17 protein-coding genes are annotated in these 18386 nt (G+C 57.9%); 4 read left to right on the top strand and 13 right to left on the bottom strand.

Annotated features, from left to right (window positions below):
• Positions 1-22: 22 nt before the first annotated feature.
• Positions 23-1642, top strand: coding sequence for a deoxyribodipyrimidine photo-lyase (locus V6L75_RS06595; protein WP_334250724.1), 1620 nt, complete (start codon positions 23-25; stop codon positions 1640-1642).
• Positions 1639-1839 carry a DUF2256 domain-containing protein gene (locus V6L75_RS06590; RefSeq protein WP_334250723.1) on the top strand — a complete coding sequence of 67 codons (201 nt, stop codon included), beginning with the start codon at positions 1639-1641 and terminating at the stop codon, positions 1837-1839. Before V6L75_RS06595 ends, V6L75_RS06590 begins: the two co-directional genes overlap by 4 nt.
• Positions 1840-1880: 41 nt before the next feature.
• On the opposite strand, the gene V6L75_RS06585 is transcribed toward V6L75_RS06590, so the two are convergent.
• Positions 1881-2267, bottom strand: coding sequence for a YraN family protein (locus tag V6L75_RS06585; RefSeq protein WP_334250722.1), 387 nt, complete (start codon positions 2265-2267; stop codon positions 1881-1883).
• 8 nt (positions 2268-2275) lie between these two features.
• Positions 2276-3193: a 16S rRNA (cytidine(1402)-2'-O)-methyltransferase gene (gene rsmI, locus V6L75_RS06580; protein WP_334250721.1), complete on the bottom strand. Its 918-nt coding sequence runs from the start codon at positions 3191-3193 to the stop codon at positions 2276-2278.
• 120 nt (positions 3194-3313) lie between these two features.
• Between rsmI and V6L75_RS06575 the strand changes: the two genes are divergently transcribed.
• Together V6L75_RS06575 and coaBC are read left to right on the top strand one after the other, a co-directional pair.
• Positions 3314-4576 (top strand): penicillin-binding protein activator, encoded by a 1263-nt coding sequence (locus V6L75_RS06575; RefSeq protein ID WP_334250720.1) that lies wholly within the window; start codon positions 3314-3316, stop codon positions 4574-4576.
• An 11-nt stretch (positions 4577-4587) separates the two neighbouring features.
• The gene (coaBC, locus tag V6L75_RS06570) at positions 4588-5817 is read left to right on the top strand and encodes a bifunctional phosphopantothenoylcysteine decarboxylase/phosphopantothenate--cysteine ligase CoaBC (RefSeq protein ID WP_334250719.1); all 1230 of its coding nucleotides are present in this window, start codon (positions 4588-4590) and stop codon (positions 5815-5817) included.
• Positions 5818-5819: 2 nt separating this feature from the next.
• On the opposite strand, the gene V6L75_RS06565 is transcribed toward coaBC, so the two are convergent.
• The 11 genes from V6L75_RS06565 to V6L75_RS06515 form a co-directional block, all read right to left on the bottom strand.
• Positions 5820-6374 (bottom strand): sugar transferase, encoded by a 555-nt coding sequence (locus tag V6L75_RS06565; RefSeq protein WP_334250718.1) that lies wholly within the window; start codon positions 6372-6374, stop codon positions 5820-5822.
• Between the two features lie 103 nt (positions 6375-6477).
• A complete protein-coding gene (locus V6L75_RS06560) occupies positions 6478-7527 on the bottom strand; it encodes an acyltransferase (protein WP_334250717.1) in 1050 nt (349 codons plus the stop codon).
• A 69-nt stretch (positions 7528-7596) separates the two neighbouring features.
• Entirely contained in the window at positions 7597-8727 is a 1131-nt protein-coding gene (gene wecB, locus V6L75_RS06555) for a non-hydrolyzing UDP-N-acetylglucosamine 2-epimerase (protein WP_334250716.1), read from the bottom strand.
• Between the two features lie 143 nt (positions 8728-8870).
• Positions 8871-9878, bottom strand: a complete 1008-nt coding sequence (locus tag V6L75_RS06550; protein ID WP_334250715.1) for a polysaccharide biosynthesis protein — start codon at positions 9876-9878, stop codon at positions 8871-8873.
• A gap of 1 nt (position 9879) precedes the next feature.
• Entirely contained in the window at positions 9880-10761 is an 882-nt protein-coding gene (locus V6L75_RS06545; RefSeq protein ID WP_334250714.1) for a dTDP-4-dehydrorhamnose reductase family protein, read from the bottom strand.
• The gene (locus V6L75_RS06540) at positions 10751-11986 is read right to left on the bottom strand and encodes a glycosyltransferase family 4 protein (protein WP_334250713.1); all 1236 of its coding nucleotides are present in this window, start codon (positions 11984-11986) and stop codon (positions 10751-10753) included. Before V6L75_RS06540 ends, V6L75_RS06545 begins: the two co-directional genes overlap by 11 nt.
• Before the next feature lie 2 nt (positions 11987-11988).
• Positions 11989-13095 carry a glycosyltransferase gene (locus V6L75_RS06535; protein ID WP_334250712.1) on the bottom strand — a complete coding sequence of 369 codons (1107 nt, stop codon included), beginning with the start codon at positions 13093-13095 and terminating at the stop codon, positions 11989-11991.
• A 14-nt stretch (positions 13096-13109) separates the two neighbouring features.
• On the bottom strand, positions 13110-14018 hold the full coding sequence (locus V6L75_RS06530; RefSeq protein WP_334250711.1) for a methyltransferase domain-containing protein: 909 nt from the start codon (positions 14016-14018) through the stop codon (positions 13110-13112).
• 35 nt (positions 14019-14053) lie between these two features.
• Positions 14054-15448: an ABC transporter ATP-binding protein gene (locus V6L75_RS06525; protein ID WP_334250710.1), complete on the bottom strand. Its 1395-nt coding sequence runs from the start codon at positions 15446-15448 to the stop codon at positions 14054-14056.
• Entirely contained in the window at positions 15438-16268 is an 831-nt protein-coding gene (locus V6L75_RS06520; protein ID WP_334250709.1) for an ABC transporter permease, read from the bottom strand. The genes V6L75_RS06525 and V6L75_RS06520 overlap by 11 nt, the downstream gene beginning before the upstream one ends.
• 64 nt (positions 16269-16332) lie before the next feature.
• Complete coding sequence (locus tag V6L75_RS06515) at positions 16333-18378, bottom strand: glycosyltransferase family protein (protein WP_334250708.1); 2046 nt, start codon at positions 18376-18378, stop codon at positions 16333-16335.
• Positions 18379-18386 lie beyond the last annotated feature (8 nt).

Below are 18386 nucleotides of genomic sequence, written 5' to 3'. Positions count from 1 at the left end.
CACGTCCTTGCCAGCTCCCGTCATGCACCCTGCCCTTCCCGCCTCCTTTCCGTCCGGCCTGCAGGTTGTCTGGTTCAAGCGGGACCTTCGCGCCTTTGATCATCAGCCTCTGTTCGAGGCCGCCCGTCTTGGGCCGGTGCTGCCGCTTTACATCGTGGAGCCGGGTCTGTGGGCGCAGCCGGACATGTCCGGCCGCCAGTTTGCTTTCCTGCGCGAATGCCTTCAGGAGCTGCGGGAGGCGCTCGCCCGGCTGGGCCAGCCGCTGATCATCCGCACGGGTGAGGCGGTGCCGGTGCTTTCCGCGCTGCACCGGGCGCGGGGCATTGCCGCCCTGTGGTCGCATGAGGAAACCGGCAACCTTTGGACCTTCCGCCGCGATCTGGCGGTGAAGGCCTTTGCACGGGCCGAAGGCATCCCCTGGCACGAGCCGCGCCAGACTGGCGTGGTGCGCCGTCTGGCGAGCCGTAACGGCTGGGCCGCGCGCTGGGACCATGACATGCGCAAGCCCCTGCTGCCGGAAACGCCGCTCATTCCGCTGGCAAGCCTTGGCCTCACCATTGATCCCGGTCCTCTGCCCCCGGCAGAAAGTCTTGGCATTACACCGGATCCCTGCTCCCAGCGCCAGCCCGGCGGACGCAAGGCGGGCCTTGCCTGTCTTGAGAGCTTCCTGCACCGGCGCGGCAAAACCTACAGGTCTGGCATGTCGAGCCCTGTTTCCGGCTTCGATGTCTGTTCCCGCCTCTCGCCTCACATCGCCTTCGGCACGCTTTCCTTGCGTGAAATTACGCAGCGGGGGGAAGACCGGCTGAACCAGCTGGTTCTTGCGGGGGATGCGCCGGGTGCGGCCACATGGCGCGGCGCCGTCAGCTCCTTCCTCGCACGGCTGCACTGGCACTGCCACTTCATGCAGAAGCTGGAGGATGCGCCGCGCATCGAGGTCAGCAATCTGCATCCCGCCCATGACGGCCTGCGCCCGCGTGAGCCGGACCGGGCACGGCTGGAGGCCTGGATGAAGGGTGAAACGGGCCTGCCCTTCGTGGATGCCACCATGCGGGCGCTCCTTGCCACCGGATGGATGAACTTCCGCATGCGCGCCATGCTGATGGCCGTCTCCAGCTATCACCTGTGGCTCGACTGGCGAACGCCGGGGCAGCATCTTGCACGCTGCTTTACCGACTATGAGCCCGGCATCCACTGGCCTCAGGTGCAGATGCAGTCCGGCACCACGGGCATCAACACCATCCGCATCTACAATCCGGTGAAACAGGGCATCGATCAGGACCCTGACGGCCGCTTCATCCGCCGCTGGGTGCCGGAACTCGCCGCCATTCCGGACGCCTTCCTGCACGAGCCCTGGAAGGCACCCAATGCAGGCGCCGTGCTGGACAAGGCCTATCCGATGCCGGTGGTGGACCATGTGGCGGCTGCACGGGCGGCGCGAGACAAGGTCTGGTCCTTGCGCAAGGACCGCGAATTCCACAAGGCGGCAGACACCATTCAGGAGAAGCACGGCAGCCGCAAGGCCGGCATCACCCGCCGGGGACGGGATGGCGGAAGAGGACGCAAGCGCCCGGCAGACACATCTGCCCAGCTCAGCCTCGGCTTGCTGCTGCCGGAGGAGGAGGGCAAGGGCAGACCATGAAGATGCGCAAGAAATCCGACCTGCCGGTGAAGACCTGCCGCGCCTGCGCCAGGCCCTTCACCTGGCGGCGCAAATGGGCTCGCGACTGGGACAACGTGCTCTATTGCTCAGACCGCTGCCGGGGCGCACGCAAGGGAGGCATCCCGCTGGCTGAAGATCCAGCAGGGGGGACGCAAGGTTCCTCCCGCAGGCGCTAGAGGCACCGGCTCATCCCCTGGACGCAGCACCAGCGCTCGCTTCAGGCCAGTCCATCCGGGCGGAAAGCGTCCACCACATGTTCGGGCCAGCGGAAGGGCACGACCAGAACCAGATCGAACCGCAGTGTCTGCCCGGCGAGATGGGGGTGGTGCAACAGATAGATCTGCGCGGCGCGGATGATGCGGTTGCGGGCTGTGGGAGTGACCGCTTCCAGCGCTGCGGTGCGGGTGCGGCGGGCCTTTACCTCGACAAAGGCAACCACATCGCCCCGCTCAGCGATGATATCCACTTCACCGGTCGAGGCCTTGAAGCGGCGCTCCAGAATGCGCCAGCCGCGCAGACGCAGCGACAGGGCAGCGAGGCTCTCGGCCAGATGACCCAGCCGGTAAGCTTTCCGCCGCTTGTGCCGCCGCCCCTGCTCCGTCATGATCCGGTCTATTCCCCCTCAGCCCCTGCGGCCGCTTTCAGCGCCAGCGCCAGCTTGTAGACCTCGTTCCGGTCCAGGCCCGTGCGCTTCGCCACGTCCTTGGCGGCAGCGGCAACGGGCATGCCGGCAAGGGCCTCGGTGAGCAGCGCTTCCACATCGGCGGCATCTTCCTCGTGAGCCTGCACCTCCGGCGGGCCGATGAGAACGACGATTTCACCCTTCGGCGGGTTTTCCTCATAGAAAGCCGCCAGTTCCGTGAGTGTGCCGCGCTGGAAGGTCTCGAACTTTTTCGTCAGTTCCCGGGCGACCACCGCCGCCCGGTCTCCCAGCACCTCAGCCATGGCGGCGAGCGAAGCTGCCAGCCGGTGGGGAGATTCAAAAAAGGCCAGCGTTGCCGGAATGGCAGCCAGTTCCGACAGCCTCCGGCTGCGCTGGCCTGCCTTCTGCGGCAGAAACCCGGCGAAGAGCAGGGTGTCACTGGGCAGGCCGGAGGCGACAAGCGCGGCAAGCGGAGCTGAGGCACCGGGAATGGGGATGACCCGGTGGCCCGCTTCCAGCACATCACGCACCAGCCGGTAGCCTGGATCGGAGACCAGCGGCGTGCCCGCATCGGAGACCAGCGCCACCGCCTTGCCTTCTGCCAGCGCCGCCAGCAGCCGCGGGCGCTGCCGCTCCGCATTGTGCTCGTGATAGGGCAGAAGCGGCGCCCGCAGGCCGAAGCGCTGGGCCAGGGTCGCTGTGACGCGCGTGTCCTCGCAGGCAATCACATCTGCGCCTGCCAGCGTTTCCAGCGCGCGCAGTGTAATGTCACCAAGATTGCCGATGGGCGTCGAGACGACATAGAGCGCGGCCTCCTGCCGGGGTGCCTCGACAGTCTGTCCGGCAACAAAATAACGCCGTTCTGGCGGGGCTTCAGCCATCGTCATGTCAAAACTCCGGGCAACAACAGCTTAAGGGCTGTTCAACACATGATCCAGTCTCGTGAAACTGGACAGGAACGTTCTGAATTCGTAAAGGTTTTTGAACGCGGACGCGAGGAGGCCATAGTGCAAAACACGACTGAAGCCGCCAAGGGCATGAAAACAGCATCCCCACATGCGTCCGGACGCGGCTTTTTGCGCCGGAGCCGGCTTCGGTTTGCCGCACTTGCCGGGGCCCTTGGCCTTCTGGCGGGCTGCATGCCCTCCACCATGGGGCCGGTGCAGGATGGATCTGCCTTCCCGGCGCAGCCTTCGGCGCCCACAGTGGCAGGAGAAACGATTGGCGACGGGTCGATCCGCGTCGGACTGCTGCTGCCGCTCAGTGGCGGCGGTTCTGCCTCCTCCATCGCCACCACGTTCAAGAATGCCGCACAGCTGGCGATCAATGATTTTCAGGGTTCCAACATTCAGCTTCTGGTGAAGGATACGCAAGGCACCGCAGAAGGCGGGCGCGCTGCGGCCGAAGCGGCCATGTCTGAAGGCGCGGAACTGCTGCTCGGGCCGGTCTTCGCTCCCGCCGTTACCGGCGCTGCCAATGCGGCGCGCAATGCAGGCATTCCGATCGTCGCCTTCTCCAGCGACACCGCTGTGGCTGCTCCCGGCGTCTATCTGCTCAGTTTCCTGCCTGCCGGCGATGTGCGCCGGATCGTTGGCTACGCCGCGCAGCAGAGCCGCAAGTCCTTTGCCGCCCTGTTGCCGGATGATGCCTATGGCGCTGTCGCCGAAGCGGCCTTCCGTCAGGAAGTCGGCCGTGTGGGCGGGCGCATTGTCGCCATCCAGCGCTACAAGCTGACGGGCAGCGACACTTCGGATCTGGCGGCCAAGGTGCAGCAGCTGGCCCCGAACCTGGCTCAGATCGATGCGCTCTTCGTGCCCGCTGGCGGAGGCGTTGCGCCCTTTGTGGTGCAGACACTGGTCCAGCAGGGGGCGAACCTTGGCACAGTCAAGCTGCTGGGTAGCGGCCAGTGGGAGACCCAGCAGGTGACCAACAGCCCGATGATGACCGGCGCCTGGTTCCCCGGCCCGGAAAAGAGCGGCTTCGATGCACTGGCCAGCCGCTATCAGGCCGCATTTGGCAGCCCGCCGCCGCGCAATGCCTCGCTTGCCTATGATGGCACGATCCTGGCAGCCGGGCTTGTGCGCTCTGCTGGCCCGCAGCGCTTTGCCACGCAGACGCTGACCAACCGCGATGGCTTCCTCGGCATCGACGGCGTGTTCCGCTTCCTGCAGAACGGCCAGAACGAGCGCGGCCTCGCAGTCTATGAAATCACCGGTTCGGGCGTGAAGCCCGTCTCCCCCGCCCCGCGCGATTTCCGCAGCCCCAGCTGAGAAGGCCCATCATGACCGGCGGGAAACGGGTTCTTTTGATCATCGGCGGTGGTATTGCTGCCTACAAGTCGCTGGATCTGATCCGCCGCCTGCGCGAGCGCGGTGCGAGGGTTAAGGTGGTGATGACAGCCGCCGCGCAGCAATTCATCACGCCGCTCGCCGCCGGGGCGCTGACGGCTGAGAAGGTCTACACCTGCCTCTTTGACCGGGAGGCGGAACAGGATGTCGGCCACATCCGCCTGGCCCGCGACACCGATCTCATTATCGTGGCGCCAGCCACGGCGGATCTGATGGCGAAGATGGCGCAGGGCCTTGCTGGAGATCTCGCCAGCACCGTGCTTCTGGCGACCAACCGGCCCGTGCTGGTGGCCCCGGCCATGAACCCGGCCATGTGGGCCCACCCGGCGACGCAGCGCAATGTGGCCACGCTCAAGGCCGATGGCATTGCCTTCATTGGTCCGGAACGCGGCGAAATGGCCGAAAGCGGCGAGGCGGGCCTTGGCCGCATGGCCGAACCGCTGACCATTGCCGAAAGGGCGCTTGAGCTTCTGGAAGCTGGCAGCACGCTGCCTGCCGGGCCCCTCGCCGGGAAGCACGTGGTCATCACCTCCGGGCCGACCCACGAGCCGATTGATCCAGTGCGCTACATCGCCAACCGTTCGTCCGGCAAGCAGGGCCACGCCATTGCCGCCGCAGCCGCAGAGGCAGGCGCCCGGGTGACGCTCATTTCCGGCCCCGTCACCCTGCCCGATCCGGCAGGCGTCACGGTCATTCATGTGGAAACGGCGAAGGAAATGCTCGCGGCTGTCGAAGCGGCACTGCCCGCCGACGTGGCCATCATGGCCGCAGCCGTCGCCGACTGGCGCGTGGCGCAGGAAGGCAGCGAGAAGATCAAGAAAGACGGCTCGGGCCAGCCCCCTGCCCTGGCCTTGGTTGAAAATCCGGACATCCTGTCGACTGTCGGCCACCTCACTGGCAACCGGCCACGGCTCGTCGTCGGCTTTGCTGCCGAAACGCAGAACCTCATCGCCAATGCGCAAGGCAAGCTGCAGCGCAAGGCCGCCGACTGGATCGTCGCCAACGACGTCAGCCCCGCAACCGGCGTGATGGGCGGCGACGCCAACACCGTGCGCATCGTGACGCGTGACGGCATCGAGGACTGGCCGACCCTGAACAAAACCGAAGTCGCCCGGCGGCTGGTGGCACGGATTGCTGCGGCGCTGGCCACCGTTGAAGGCTAATATCACCCGGTCCGGATACGGTCGCCGCTGCCTGACCCTCTGACAGTCTTCAAAATGTAGTTGAAATACGCGCCGAGGCTCAGGTCCGTCAGCATTTGCGCGTCGGTTTCCGCCAGCAGCTGCGGCGTGGACATGTCGATACCATTGATCTGAGCCAGCCCGGTGATACCAGGCCGCGCATCAAAGACGCCACGCGCTGCGCGCTCATTGATCAGTTCAGTCTGGTTGAACAGGCAGGGCCGCGGGCCGACAAGGCTCATCTCCCCCTTCAGAACGTTCCAGAGCTGCGGCAGTTCATCGAGTTTCGTGCGCCGCAAAAAATGCCCCAGCTTCGTCACCGCTCGCGGATCGGCCTGATGCGTGGCCACGGAGGCCGTATCAGGCCGCATGGTGCGGAACTTGACGAGGATAAACGGCCTCTGGCCCCGCCCCACCCGCTCCTGCCGGAACAGTGGCGAACCCGTGTCAAACCAGCCCATAATCCAAAGCACAGCCAGAAGCGGCAAGCCAAAGACAAGCCCAGACAAAGACAGGATCACATCGAATACGCGAGTCATGCAGCACCACATTTTCCAGAATACCCGGAACTGATTGCAATCATGAATCAATCAGTAACAGAGTTCAGGGCTCAGACAGTTAAACGGGGGCTCCCTCAGATGATCAGGGCACCAGCCATCGTGTCATCTTCGACAGCCGCAAGCACCAAATAATTGGCCAGCAAACAGCAAAACAGCCCAAAACTGTGAGGGCAATATTAAGAATAGCGCTCGATGGAGAATTTGCTGTTTCTCCAACGATATTATAGTTCATTCTCTCAAGAACCAACACGTGCAATAGATAAATTCCAAAGCTGCACGACGCCACACTTGAAATAACTAGCTTTGCGAGAGCCAGGTTCGATTCATAGATGCGCCTGCCAACATATAAGAGAACAACAAAAGCGGACAGAGACATAAAAATCACGTTTGGTGCGCTATAGACATGTAGGAATTCAACATATCGTCCAGCGGCATAGCTTTCGCGTGCTGTTAACAGTGTCGTTATGACTGCGCAAACGAGGAAACAGATGGCAGCGGCAGCGGCATCTATAGGTCGCGGCGCTGATATGTGTTTGCGAACGAGGTACCCCGCGACAAAGTAGCCTATGTTTCCCAAGTCAATACGTCCGCCAAAGACGTAGTTCCAGTTCAGCAAGAACGCCATGGCCTGCAGGGTGGACAAGAAAAGCCAAAGGCAACAAAAATAGATAGCTGGATCATCGCTCTCTCTGACTAGCGGCCGCAAAACAGGTATGAGCATGTAAATAACTATTATCTCATAGAGGAACCAGAGGTGGTAAGTAACAGCCTCTTGAGAGATGCTCCGTAAAGAACTTATGATGAAGCTAAAGTTAAATGTCTCTCCCACTCCATATGCTATATAAAAGCGATAAGCAATGCTCCAGATAAGGAGGGGGAGAATGACCTTAAGTATCCGACGTCCAGTTTCGTGAAGCGGGGTTTCATCATTCTTACTCTCGGAGGAAAGGATTAAATAGCCACTCAATATAAAAAACAAAGGAACGCAAATACGCAGCATAGAAACAATAATATTGCTAACGCCCCAAATATCCGGAGGGGTGGACGCAATCTTGTACATGTTCTCTGATGACGAGTGAAGCCCTATGACCATAAACATCGCGGATGTGCGAATGAGGTCCAGGTAGTTCATGCGCTCTTTATTTTTCATTTTCCGTTACTCGATAAATTTACGGCCAAGAGCGCATGATACAGTGTCTTATTACATATCTTTTCGCCAAACGGTTCGGTTGACATAGTCCACATAGCTCAGGACAACCCGCAGGATCTGCTTGGATACCGGACCGGCTTCATAGTCATCAACCGGACGGAACACCCGCTCTTTGCCATCATGCTGCGCCGTGACAATGCTGACTGCTTCAAGGACGCGCTCGCTGCGCAGGCCGCTCATGACCAGCGTTCCCACGTCCATGCCTTCCGGCCGTTCATGTGCATTGCGAAGCGTGATCGCCGGGAGGTTCAGCAGTGAAGCTTCCTCGGTGATCGTACCGCTATCCGAAAGCACACAGAAGGCCGACATCTGCAGCTGGATGTAGTCGATGAATCCGAAAGGTTTCATAAAGTGCAGCAGCGGATGGTCAATGGGCTCGCCAAGTGCATCGAGACGCTTGCGGGTACGCGGGTGTGTCGAAATCAGAACCGGGAACCCGTAACGCTCTGCCAGCGCCTTAAGTGTCTTGAGAAGGTCACGGAGGTTCTCCGGTGTGTCAACATTCTCTTCGCGATGAATACTTACGATGAAATACTTGCCTTTCTCCAGCTGCATGCGGGTCAGCACATCAGATCCGGCGATCTTGGGCATATAATGCGACAGCACTTCCTGCATGTGCGAGCCGCTCTTAATGATTGTCTCGGGTCTGACACCTTCAGCGAGAAGATAGCGGCGGGCATGCTCGGTAAGAACGAGGTTGATATCGCTCAGGTGATCCAGAACCTTCCGGTTCAGTTCTTCCGGGACCCGCTGGTCAAAGCAGCGGTTGCCAGCCTCCATATGGAACACTGGAATTTTGCGGCGCTTGGCAGCAATCACGGCAAGGCAGGTGTTCGTATCACCATAGAGCATCAGCGCATCCGGCTGCTCCTTTTCGAAGATCTCATCTGCCTTGGCAATTACATCCGCGATTGTCTTGGCAGCGGTTTCACCGGCTGCCCCAAGGAAATAGTCAGGCTTCCGAATGCCCAGGTCATCAAAGAAAACCTGATTCAGTTCGTAGTCGTAATTCTGACCCGAATGAACCAGGACATGCTTCACATGTGCATCGAACTCGGCGATGACGCGGCTCATCTTAATGAGTTCGGGCCGGGTGCCGACCAAAGTCATAACCTTTAGCATTTCGCTTCCTGTCGTTCAGCGTTAATAACACCAGATCCAGCTGTCACATGACAGCTGGATCTTGTTAAGCCCATCTGCATTCACGCCATGCTCAGCGTGATGCGTCACCACCTCATTGCCGGTTCAACCGGCGGCAAGAGCGGTCAGGACGCGAGTTCTTCCTTGATGTAATCTAGCGTCAGAAGCAGCTTCTTGACTCCCTCAACGTCAAGTCTCTCCGTGTTATGAGACGTGTAATCGTCAATCTCGGAGATTTTCTGCTCACCTTCGATGAAGAACTTGTTGTAATTCAGGTCCCGGTTGTCGGCAGGAATGCGGTAGTACCGCCCAAGATCATCAGCCTTTGCCATCTCTTCGCGGGCAACCAGAGATTCATAAAGCTTTTCGCCATGCCTGGTCCCGATAATTTTGATCGGATTGCTGGCATTGAAGAGATCTTTAAGCGCGACAGCAAGGTCTTCCAGTGTTGATGCTGGCGCCTTCTGCACGAAAATATCGCCCTGAGACCCGTTCTCATAGGCATGGATCACCAGATCAACGGAATCTTCCAGCGACATCAGGAAGCGAGTCATCGTCGGGTCGGTGATTGTCAGCGGGAGGCCAGACTTGATCTGCTTGATGAACAGCGGAATGACCGATCCGCGTGACGCCATGACGTTGCCATAGCGGGTGGCGCAAAGCACAGGTCCCCCGTTCATCATCCGGGACTTGGCGACAACGACCTTCTCCGCCATAGCCTTGGAAATGCCCATGGCGTTGATCGGATAGACAGCCTTGTCTGTGCTCAGAAACACAACACGCTTCACGCCACGGTCTGCAGCGGCGTTCATAACGTTCTCTGTTCCCAGAACATTCGTGCGCAGCGCTTCCATCGGATAGAACTCGCAGGACGGAACCTGTTTCAGCGCGGCTGCATGGAAGACGTAGTCAACGCCTGTCATCGCATCGCGGATGCTATCGAAGTTACGCACATCGCCGATGAAGAACTTGAGCTTTGGGTTGTTCAACTCGATGCGCATATCCTCCTGCTTCTTCTCGTCGCGGCTGAAGATGCGGATTTCACGGACATCCGTGTCAAGAAAACGGCGAAGAACGGCATTGCCAAACGAGCCGGTGCCGCCAGTGATCAGAAGTGTTTTGTCATTGAACATATTACTTGTCTCCGCGGAAGTCGGCGTCATGCATGCGCTTGATGAGTTCTGGCCAGCTCGGAGCTACATAACCACTGGCCTGCGAGAAGCGTGTGGAAATGAGTGACCGGTCTATTACAAATTGCTCATCCCGGACAATCTTGATGTCCTTGCCATACTCTGCCGCAATCAGTTCCAACAGTGCGTATTTCGAAATCGGCTTTGCAGAGACGTGATAGAGGCCTTTGAGTTCAGGCTTGGGCATCACGTAATCCCGGATCACTGCAGCCAGCTCACATGTCGGCAGACCAGAGAAAATTGCCCGGTCGAAGCCCTTGACCTCGCCCTTCTGCGCCAGGAACCAGTCGACCAGCGAGTAAGCCGTCGTCAGTTCGCGGCCGATGATCGAAGTGCGAAGTGTAATGGCGTTATCGTACTCAACCACTTCACCAAGGTGCTTGGACACGCCATAAAGGTCCTCGGCATCGGCCTTGCTTTCCTCTGTGTAGCTCCCTGTTGCTCCGGAGAACACACAATCTGTGCTGATATGCACGAGGCGCGCGCCGGCAAGTGCTGCCAGCCGCGCCAGTTTGTGTGGGAACATTGCATTGAGCGGCAGGGCAACAAGCGGATCCTTTGCAGCTGATTGCTGCTTGATCAACCCCACGCAATTAATGATGGTGTCAGGTTTGGTACGGTTAAGCAGAGCTACAAGCGCATCACTGTCGAGGACATCGACATTGGCAATCATGTCCGCCTGTTGTTCTGGAGTGAAATGCCTGAAGGATGAGGCGCTTCGTACAGTTGCCAGAACCGTCTGATTTGCCCGGCCATGGAGCGCGCGCAGCACTGCGCTTCCGAGCATTCCGCTCGCGCCCAGAATGAGCGTCCTTTCATTCTTCACTTTGCCGAACTCCCATTCTGCTCTCAAGAATTGCAATCAGCCTGCGGACTACGCCTGCCGCCTGGTAATGGCTTTCAAAGTACCCTGTAGCCGCCGCCCTCATTGCCTCCCGCTTCCTGACGGGCAATGAGGACAAGGTCAAGATGGATTCCGCCAATCCTTTGCTATCCCCTGCCGCAACCACAAGTCCACACCCTGCTTCCCTAATGATCCGGGCGCCTTCGCCATTCAGGGCGGCAGCAATTGGTTTTCCCGCTTGCATATAGGCCTGAACCTTGCTGGGCACGATCATGCTCATGGCCGGATCATTCTTGAGTGTTACCAGCAGAACGCCGGCGCGGCGGAAGAGGGCAGGCATCAGCGGCCGGTCGATATGTCCGGTGAGAACAAAGTTTGCAAGACCAGCGCTAGCGGCTTGGGCCTTTAGCTGTTGAGCCTCGCTGCCGGAACCTGCAATGACAAAGCGGATGCGCGGCTCGTGCTGCAGGAGACGGGCGGCCTCAAGAATTGTTTCGAGTGACTGAGCGCGTCCCAGATTGCCTGCAAAAACAACGGGAAAACAGTCATCGAGAATCTTGGACAGCTGTGCCGGAAGAGGTCCCTCTTGCGTCTCCTCGACGGGGGCTGGGTTCGGCAGATAGATAATTTTGCGCGCATCAGCACATTCTGCAACCGGCCCGGCGAATGCCTCTGATTGCACGAGGATCGTACCTGCGCACCGGTAGAGAATGCGCATCAGCTGCCTGACAGCGGAAAGAATGAACCGGTTGGTGACGAAGCCAGTCACCGCAAGACTGTCTGGCCAGATATCTTGCACCCAGTAGGCAAGATGAGCTTTCTTGCGCCAAGCCATGAATGCGGCTGGAATTGCCGACGTGAGAGGTGAGACACCGTAAAACAGGACCACATCAAAGGACCTGCCACGCAACATCCTGGGAAAATGCAAAAGCCCCGAGAGGACGAAGGACAGGTAGTTCAATGAGAGACCGGCGACACCGGCGTTTCCGCGCGGGCGCAAGGGAACCCGCAAGACCTCAATGCTGCCGGCATAAAGCTCCCGCACCGTTCCCTTTCGGGAATAACCCGGCGCGATGCGGCCCTCCGGGTAATTTGGTTTTCCGGTCGCAACCGTCACTTCGTGGCCTTCAAGCGCCAGCGTGCGTGCCACATCATTGATGATAAAGGACTCAGGCCAGAAGTACTGAGAGACGATCAGGATGCGCATGCTCAATCCGAACTGACCCAGGAGGGTGCCGCCTTTTCCGGCGCTGCGATCCAGTTGTAGGTTTCAATGTACTGCCGGGCAATAGCGTCCCAGCTAAACCGCTGACCGGCATAGGCCATCGCCTTCCGGCGCATCCGCGAAAGTGCCGCAGGTTCAACATTCATGGCCGCGCGCAGGGCTGATGCCAGCTCCGTGACATCATTGCCAACGATCCAGCCCACCCCTTCCCCGGCAAGGCTGCTCCAGGGCGTCGCTCTTGTCGTAATGACCGGGACTCCGGCGCTGAGTGCTTCAGCAACGGTGATGCCAAAGTTCTCCGAATAACTTGGCAACACATAAATCGACGCACGGGCAAAGACATCCCATCGGTCAGCCCCGAAGACAGCGGGCAAAAGGGCAACATTCGTCAGGCCCAAGCTCGCGATCTGCTGCTGGATTCCTGCGACATACGCCGCCTCGCCGTGGCCGCAAATATGCAAACGGTATCCCTTATGGTCAGACAGAGACTTCCATGCAGCGAGAAGGTCGGGAATGCCTTTCTTGGGGTCGATACGGGAAAAGAAGAGAATAGTCTTCTCCCGCTCTTTGCCGGCAAGCTCTGGAGAAAATCCGTCGAGATCAACGCCATTGGGAATGACCGCGATTGGCGGTGTCAATCCCAGTTCCCTCAGGCGCCCGGACTCCTGGTCCGAGTTGACCACGAGCAAGTCTGCAGCTTGGAGAATGCGCCTCTGGTAGAGCCACCATGCAAAACGCTTCTTGGCCCACTTGTGATCAAACGCCCAGGGCTCAAGAGTGCCGTGCGGGCTCATGACGACCGCTGCGCGGCGGCGCCGGGCTTCATGAAATGCCCGGTATTCGAAAGGTGTCCAGAGCCCGTGAATATGAACGACAGAGGTCAACACGCTGGCCGGCAAGTGCCGGAGCTTCCGGCCGTTGAAACCCACAACGTGACTTTCCGCAGCCGCATCTGTGGTCGCATTGCCGCTGACGAAATGAGCCGTTACTCCTGACGAGCGCAGATGTGCATGTAGAGACTGGGCGACATTCATCATGCCGCCGCCCAGATGACTGGCATCACGAACAACAGTTGTTATTGCTGCGCTCACCAGGTTTGCCTCGGTTATTGTCTTGAACCGCGCGTGAGTTTGCGGACAAGCTTAAATATCCATGACCCTCTGACTTCCTGCACCTGTATCCTCTCGGCCTCAACAGCAGCCCGCTCGGCTTGGAGCTGAGCCTTATCGGCCTCAATCTGGGCTCGCGCAGCCTCGATCTCAGCTAGCGCAGTCCCAAGCTTTGACTGCTGCTCTTCGAGAAACTCGTTTCTATTCTTCAGCTCCGACATGCTGTCTTGCAGCTTTCGCAGGGCAATTTCAGATGGCAGTGGCCGCCTGATATCCGAGAGCGACAAGGAGCTCACAAACTCTGATTCTTCAATGTTACGGACAGCAAAGAATGCCCCGTATACTTTCTCGAGAGGCTCCCCACGAAAATTCTTGCTATGATATGTCTCGCATATATGAAAGTCCCAGCCGTCGCCGAAATCTTCTGGCAACCAACCGGACTTATGCTCCTGCATCTCCGCGCCCGAAAGACCCCAGGCATCCGGCTGCCCAGCTTCCACATGCTGTGGCATGAAGCCTAAAGGTGTGAATATTACCACCTGACGTGCGGCAACTCTTTCGAGCTCCGCAATGACCTTTAGGCCTACATCCTTCTCCAGATGTTCGATGACGTCGAGTAGAAAGATGCTGTCTACCGCCTTGTCATGAAGGGCGCCAAGAGCTTCCAAAGCCCCGAGCTTCAGAATGAGAACGCTCTTGTCATCTGAGTGGCGCTTCCGGAGTATGTTCGAGTACTCATCCCATGGCTCCACCATAATGTGAAGCTTAGGTCTGAAATAGTTCATGGGTACGATGCCGCACCCAACGTCCAGTGCAATATCTGTCTCGACAACAATCTTATCGATTGCGTCCAGAAGAGACTGCACGTCGTTATAGAGTGTTTTTTTCATCGGTTCCGTGTTCATTCCCTTGAGGCCTCTTTGCTGCAATCTTAACTTAACTAAGCTAAGGCGGCATTTATCGTTGATTTGACAGGAATTTGTAGAAGGACGCCGGTGTTTATTTCTGATTGAGAATGAAAAACAATTGCCTCATGAAGCCAATGATGCTGAACATGATCTTCAAGAGTTCCGCCTGCTATCGCCAAGACCACCGTATATGTTCCTGGTGCTAAAGTTGGCATTATGAACTTGAACCGAGCTTCGCCAACACTTTGCGAACTCATATTCACCGGTGAGGAGGCTGTCTCTTTAAAAGTGTTTTCTCCAAAGATATACTGCCCAAGTCGATCTTTGACTATAAATCCAGCAATAACGGATTCAAGATCTGAGTTTGCCTTGAAGTTGCAAGCAATCTCGCAGGTCTCGCCTCCAGTAACGACTTGTAAAATCTGCCCGTGTTCTCCAGCCAGCTGACAGCCAGTAATTTCCGCCGCCATATCGCCAAACCCACGATCGTTTGCTGGCGGCGGAAGTTCAGACTGCCCCCATCCGTTGTAAGCTTGTTCAGTTCCGCCGGGGCCGACGTCAGGACCTTGTTGCGGTTCAGTCGAAACGGCTTCTTCAGCTGAGGCAGCCGAAGGGGTTTCTGGTTCAACGCCAGTATGCTTCTGATAAAGGAAAGCTAGGTACTCTTCACAGACCTGCTTCGGATCGCCTTGTGCCCTGATAGTGCCGTTCTGCAGCCAAACAACACGATCGCAGAAACTCATCATCGCACCGGTGTCATGGCTCACAAAAAAGATGGAGCCGCGTTCCTGGAACTTGCGCAGGAAACGCAGGCACTTCTGCTGGAAATAGGCGTCCCCAACGGCCAGTGCTTCATCAATGACCAGAACCTCTGCATCGACATTGGCAATGACACTAAAAGCAAGACGCACGAACATGCCGCTGGAGTATGTCTTTACCGGTTGATCGATGTGCTCGCCGATTTCTGCAAACTCAATGATCGCGTCCATCCGCTGATCGATTTCGGCCCTGGAGAGGCCATAGATAGCGGCATTGAGATAGACGTTTTCCCTGCCCGTGAAGTCAGGATTGAACCCGGCTCCAAGCTCCAGCAGCGCAGCCACACGGCCGCGGCTGTAAGCGGCACCTGCGGAAGGCGAGAGCGTGCCGCAGATAATCTGCAGCAGTGTCGACTTGCCCGATCCGTTCTGCCCGATGATCCCAAGCGTTTCGCCAGGCATCAGACTGACGGAAACATCCCGAAGCGCCCAGAACTCGCGGAACCGCGGCTTGTCCTGACGCAGACGGGGGAACATGCTGCCCAGCACAGGCGCCAGCAGCCGCTTCATACGCGGCACAAGCATCTGCTTCAACCGGTCTTCCGACTTGTTGTACAGCAGATAGACCTTGCTGATGTTCTTTGCTTCGATCACCGCCTCAGAGGACATCGGCAAATCCCTTCCGCGTAGCCTGGAACCACGAGAACCCGATCGCAAAAACGACGGCCGCAGCAGCTGTATAAATCAGCAGACTCCACCAATCCGGCGCATTGCCGAGGATCGATACATCCCGCAGCTGTTCCACAATAACGGTCAAGGGATTGGCATAAAGATAGATGCGGAAGTTCTCCGGAACGTTCTCGATCGGGAACAGGACGGGAGAAGCAAACATTGCAATGGTTGAAATAATTCCGACCACATGAGTCAGGTCACGCACAAACACGCCAGTTGCAGCCAGAAAATAGCTAAGTCCAAGAACCATGAGGGCATAGGGTGTAATAATAAAGGGTAGAAATACGATCGTTAACGGAATGTTTCCCTGAAGATAGAATAACAGAAAGCAAACCAAAATCATGCCAACAAAGAAATTCACAAGAGCGCTTAGCAGGGGCATCAAAGGAAGCAGCTCGAGTGGAAATACAACTTTCTTCACATAGGACGAATTACTAGTAATAAGTTGAGGTGCGCGAGTAATGAACTCGGCAAAAAAGCCATGAACAACGAGTCCTGTGAAAAGAAGAATGACGAAATTGCCTTTTGTGTCCGGCCCAGAGCCCCAGCGCATTTGGAAGACGAACACAAATACGAAAGAGTAAAGGGTTAGCATCATCAATGGATTGAGCAAAGCCCATGCAATACCCAGCACACCGTTCTTGTAACGGATTGAAAAGTCGCGCATCCACAACTGCTTCAGCAGGTTGCGATTCTTCCACATGCTAGCTAGCACTGCAGAGGATGTCGGCAACGTATTGACGTTATACATGGTCATGCTGTTTTAATAGCCTTTCACGCGTCAAATGTCGCGATCAAAAACACGCGCACTATCCCGGATCTCAGCCTGCCTGCACCGGGAGAATGACATGGTCGATGTGGCCGTGCTCGTGCAGCCATGTGCATGTGGTGTGAGCGTCAGCCGAGACAATAACCGCACGGCAGGACGCCAAACGCGCCAGTTCCACAGCAAATGCGACGCGGAACGGAGTGTTTCCCTCCACTGCAATGCGGTCCAATCCATGGGCCATGACAAGATGCAGCTTTTCACCGAGGCCGTTACGGGGCAGCTGCTCTGCAGCATGCTTCCATTCGTCGGTCCAGTTGATGTTGCAGCCGCCATCCTCTGGCAGGTACAGGTAGCGGACAAGTCCAGCTCCTGCAGGCTTGCGAAGTCCCGTATCGTCATCAAAGCCTGACGTGCTCTGCCCTCCGGGTAAATCGGCCAAGACAAGCGTTTTGCCAGCAGGATACATTTCTCCGATCAGCTTCGGAGAGGCAGTGACCGGCAGGGCCGCGGTAGCTGGGAGTTCTCTTACTGGCTCGCTCATCTCACTGGGTTTGCTTGGTGTCATGCCAAGTAATGATTTCAGCTTGGCGTTCTCGCTTTCCAGCCCATTGACCCTCTCCAGCAAGGCAGCCTTCTCGGCATAAAGAGCGTGGATCTCCCGGTAAAGGCTCTCGAGACGTGGAATGGTGAACGCAACCCGCCGTACAACCGGTTTGTAGTGCCGGAGCAAACTTCGCGGACCTGCCGAAATACGGCTGCGTACCTGGCGCCCAATCCAGGGCAGCGTAAGCCTCCGTTGCTCGTTGGTCAGCCCGGCGCGATAGATGACCGCCTGTCCGCTTCGCCTCCGGTGATCATGGAGACGGGCATCTGCGCCCTCTTCAAGGTCATCTCCTCCAATGAAGGCATTGAAAGCCCGGTCCATGGACTCCAGCGTGAAATCTTTGAGGAACGCTGTTCGCGCGTTTGCGGCCATTTGCCTATAATTTTCGGGATTGGAGACAAGCCGTTCAAGTTCGTTGTAGATAGCGGTTGCCGCAAGCGTTGTAGCCACAAGCCCGCAGCGATGGTTTCTGATATATTTCGCAGGAGATGAATAATCAGGTCCATGAAATACAATGGGGCGACCAGCCGACAAGTATAGAACCAACTTGCTGGGGAAGCTATACTGCGAAACTTCCTTCATGCCCGGATCGAACGGATAAGGGCAGTAGAGGATGTCGCATTGCGATAAAATGAAAGCCGCATCCTTTTGGGATTTCCAGCCAAGGAAGGACACATGCGGATCCGGAGTGCCTGGAGGCTGCTGGGGCCCCAGGATGACAGCCCGCACCGGCCGCCCCGCGACCTGCCAGCCGGCTGAGCGGAGGGCATGCAACAACTGCAGCCATTCGTTCGCGGCATAGAACTGACCGGCCATGCCGATCACCAGAGGTTTCTCCCGGGAAGTGGAAGCGTCAGCTGCAGGCTGCTGCGCCATAGACTTGTGATGTGACGCTATAACGGGAATGGCAGATACACCAAACCGCTGCTTGTACAGCTCGGCCATCGGCACTGATGCCGTCGCAACCCCCTGGCTGGCGGCAATTGCCTTGTCAAACTGGGCTTGAACGCGCCGGGTGTGGAACCTGTCAATGCCGTGCGCTTTCGCCCACCAGCTGAACGGATCCCATACATGGGTGTGAAGTGGCACACCGAGCCTTTGTGCAACCGCTGCAGCCATACGGATCGTGGTTTGCCCTTGCAGCACCGCCCAGACACGATCAACGTGCTGATTCTGCCCAAACTTGACAGCTTTGCGGATCAGGCTTGGTATGATGGCCGTCTCGATGAATTTCTCTCCTGCAAAGGCCGCCGCAGCGGAGAGCGCGCGCATCGACCTGCGACGTGGCAGCCACGACCAGTTCTCGTTGGGCTTCGCATTCATCTCGATCGGAATATTGGCGAATTCTTCGCCAAGGCGCATGTCAAGCGCCGGATTCGTAACCGAAAATATGCAAATCTCATCCCGCGGGACCAGCCGGACCATTGCCGAGAGAACCAATCCTGCAGTAAAATTATCACAAGGCGGAATATCCGTTAGAAGAAGTATCTTCATGGGTGCGT

Origin of the sequence: Pannonibacter anstelovis (assembly GCF_036881715.1) — a bacterium.
GTDB lineage: Bacteria > Pseudomonadota > Alphaproteobacteria > Rhizobiales > Stappiaceae > Pannonibacter > Pannonibacter anstelovis.
Note: the sequence above shows the minus strand (reverse complement) of the source record. Positions and strands in the feature narration are given on the sequence as shown.

Bases quoted from the DNA above. Each gene is read 5' to 3' on its own strand.
- V6L75_RS06595 (WP_334250724.1), top strand. From the start codon at position 23: ATGCACCCTGCCCTTCCCGCCTCCTTTCCGTCCGGCCTGCAGGTTGTC.
- V6L75_RS06590 (WP_334250723.1), top strand. From the start codon at position 1,639: ATGAAGATGCGCAAGAAATCCGACCTGCCGGTGAAGACCTGCCGCGCC.
- V6L75_RS06585 (WP_334250722.1), bottom strand. From the start codon at position 2,267: ATGACGGAGCAGGGGCGGCGGCACAAGCGGCGGAAAGCTTACCGGCTG.
- rsmI (WP_334250721.1), bottom strand. From the start codon at position 3,193: ATGACGATGGCTGAAGCCCCGCCAGAACGGCGTTATTTTGTTGCCGGA.
- coaBC (WP_334250719.1), top strand. From the start codon at position 4,588: ATGACCGGCGGGAAACGGGTTCTTTTGATCATCGGCGGTGGTATTGCT.
- V6L75_RS06565 (WP_334250718.1), bottom strand. From the start codon at position 6,374: ATGACTCGCGTATTCGATGTGATCCTGTCTTTGTCTGGGCTTGTCTTT.
- V6L75_RS06560 (WP_334250717.1), bottom strand. From the start codon at position 7,527: ATGAACTACCTGGACCTCATTCGCACATCCGCGATGTTTATGGTCATA.
- wecB (WP_334250716.1), bottom strand. From the start codon at position 8,727: ATGCTAAAGGTTATGACTTTGGTCGGCACCCGGCCCGAACTCATTAAG.
- V6L75_RS06550 (WP_334250715.1), bottom strand. From the start codon at position 9,878: ATGTTCAATGACAAAACACTTCTGATCACTGGCGGCACCGGCTCGTTT.
- V6L75_RS06540 (WP_334250713.1), bottom strand. From the start codon at position 11,986: ATGCGCATCCTGATCGTCTCTCAGTACTTCTGGCCTGAGTCCTTTATC.
- V6L75_RS06530 (WP_334250711.1), bottom strand. From the start codon at position 14,018: ATGAACACGGAACCGATGAAAAAAACACTCTATAACGACGTGCAGTCT.
- V6L75_RS06525 (WP_334250710.1), bottom strand. From the start codon at position 15,448: ATGTCCTCTGAGGCGGTGATCGAAGCAAAGAACATCAGCAAGGTCTAT.
- V6L75_RS06520 (WP_334250709.1), bottom strand. From the start codon at position 16,268: ATGACCATGTATAACGTCAATACGTTGCCGACATCCTCTGCAGTGCTA.
- V6L75_RS06515 (WP_334250708.1), bottom strand. From the start codon at position 18,378: ATGAAGATACTTCTTCTAACGGATATTCCGCCTTGTGATAATTTTACT.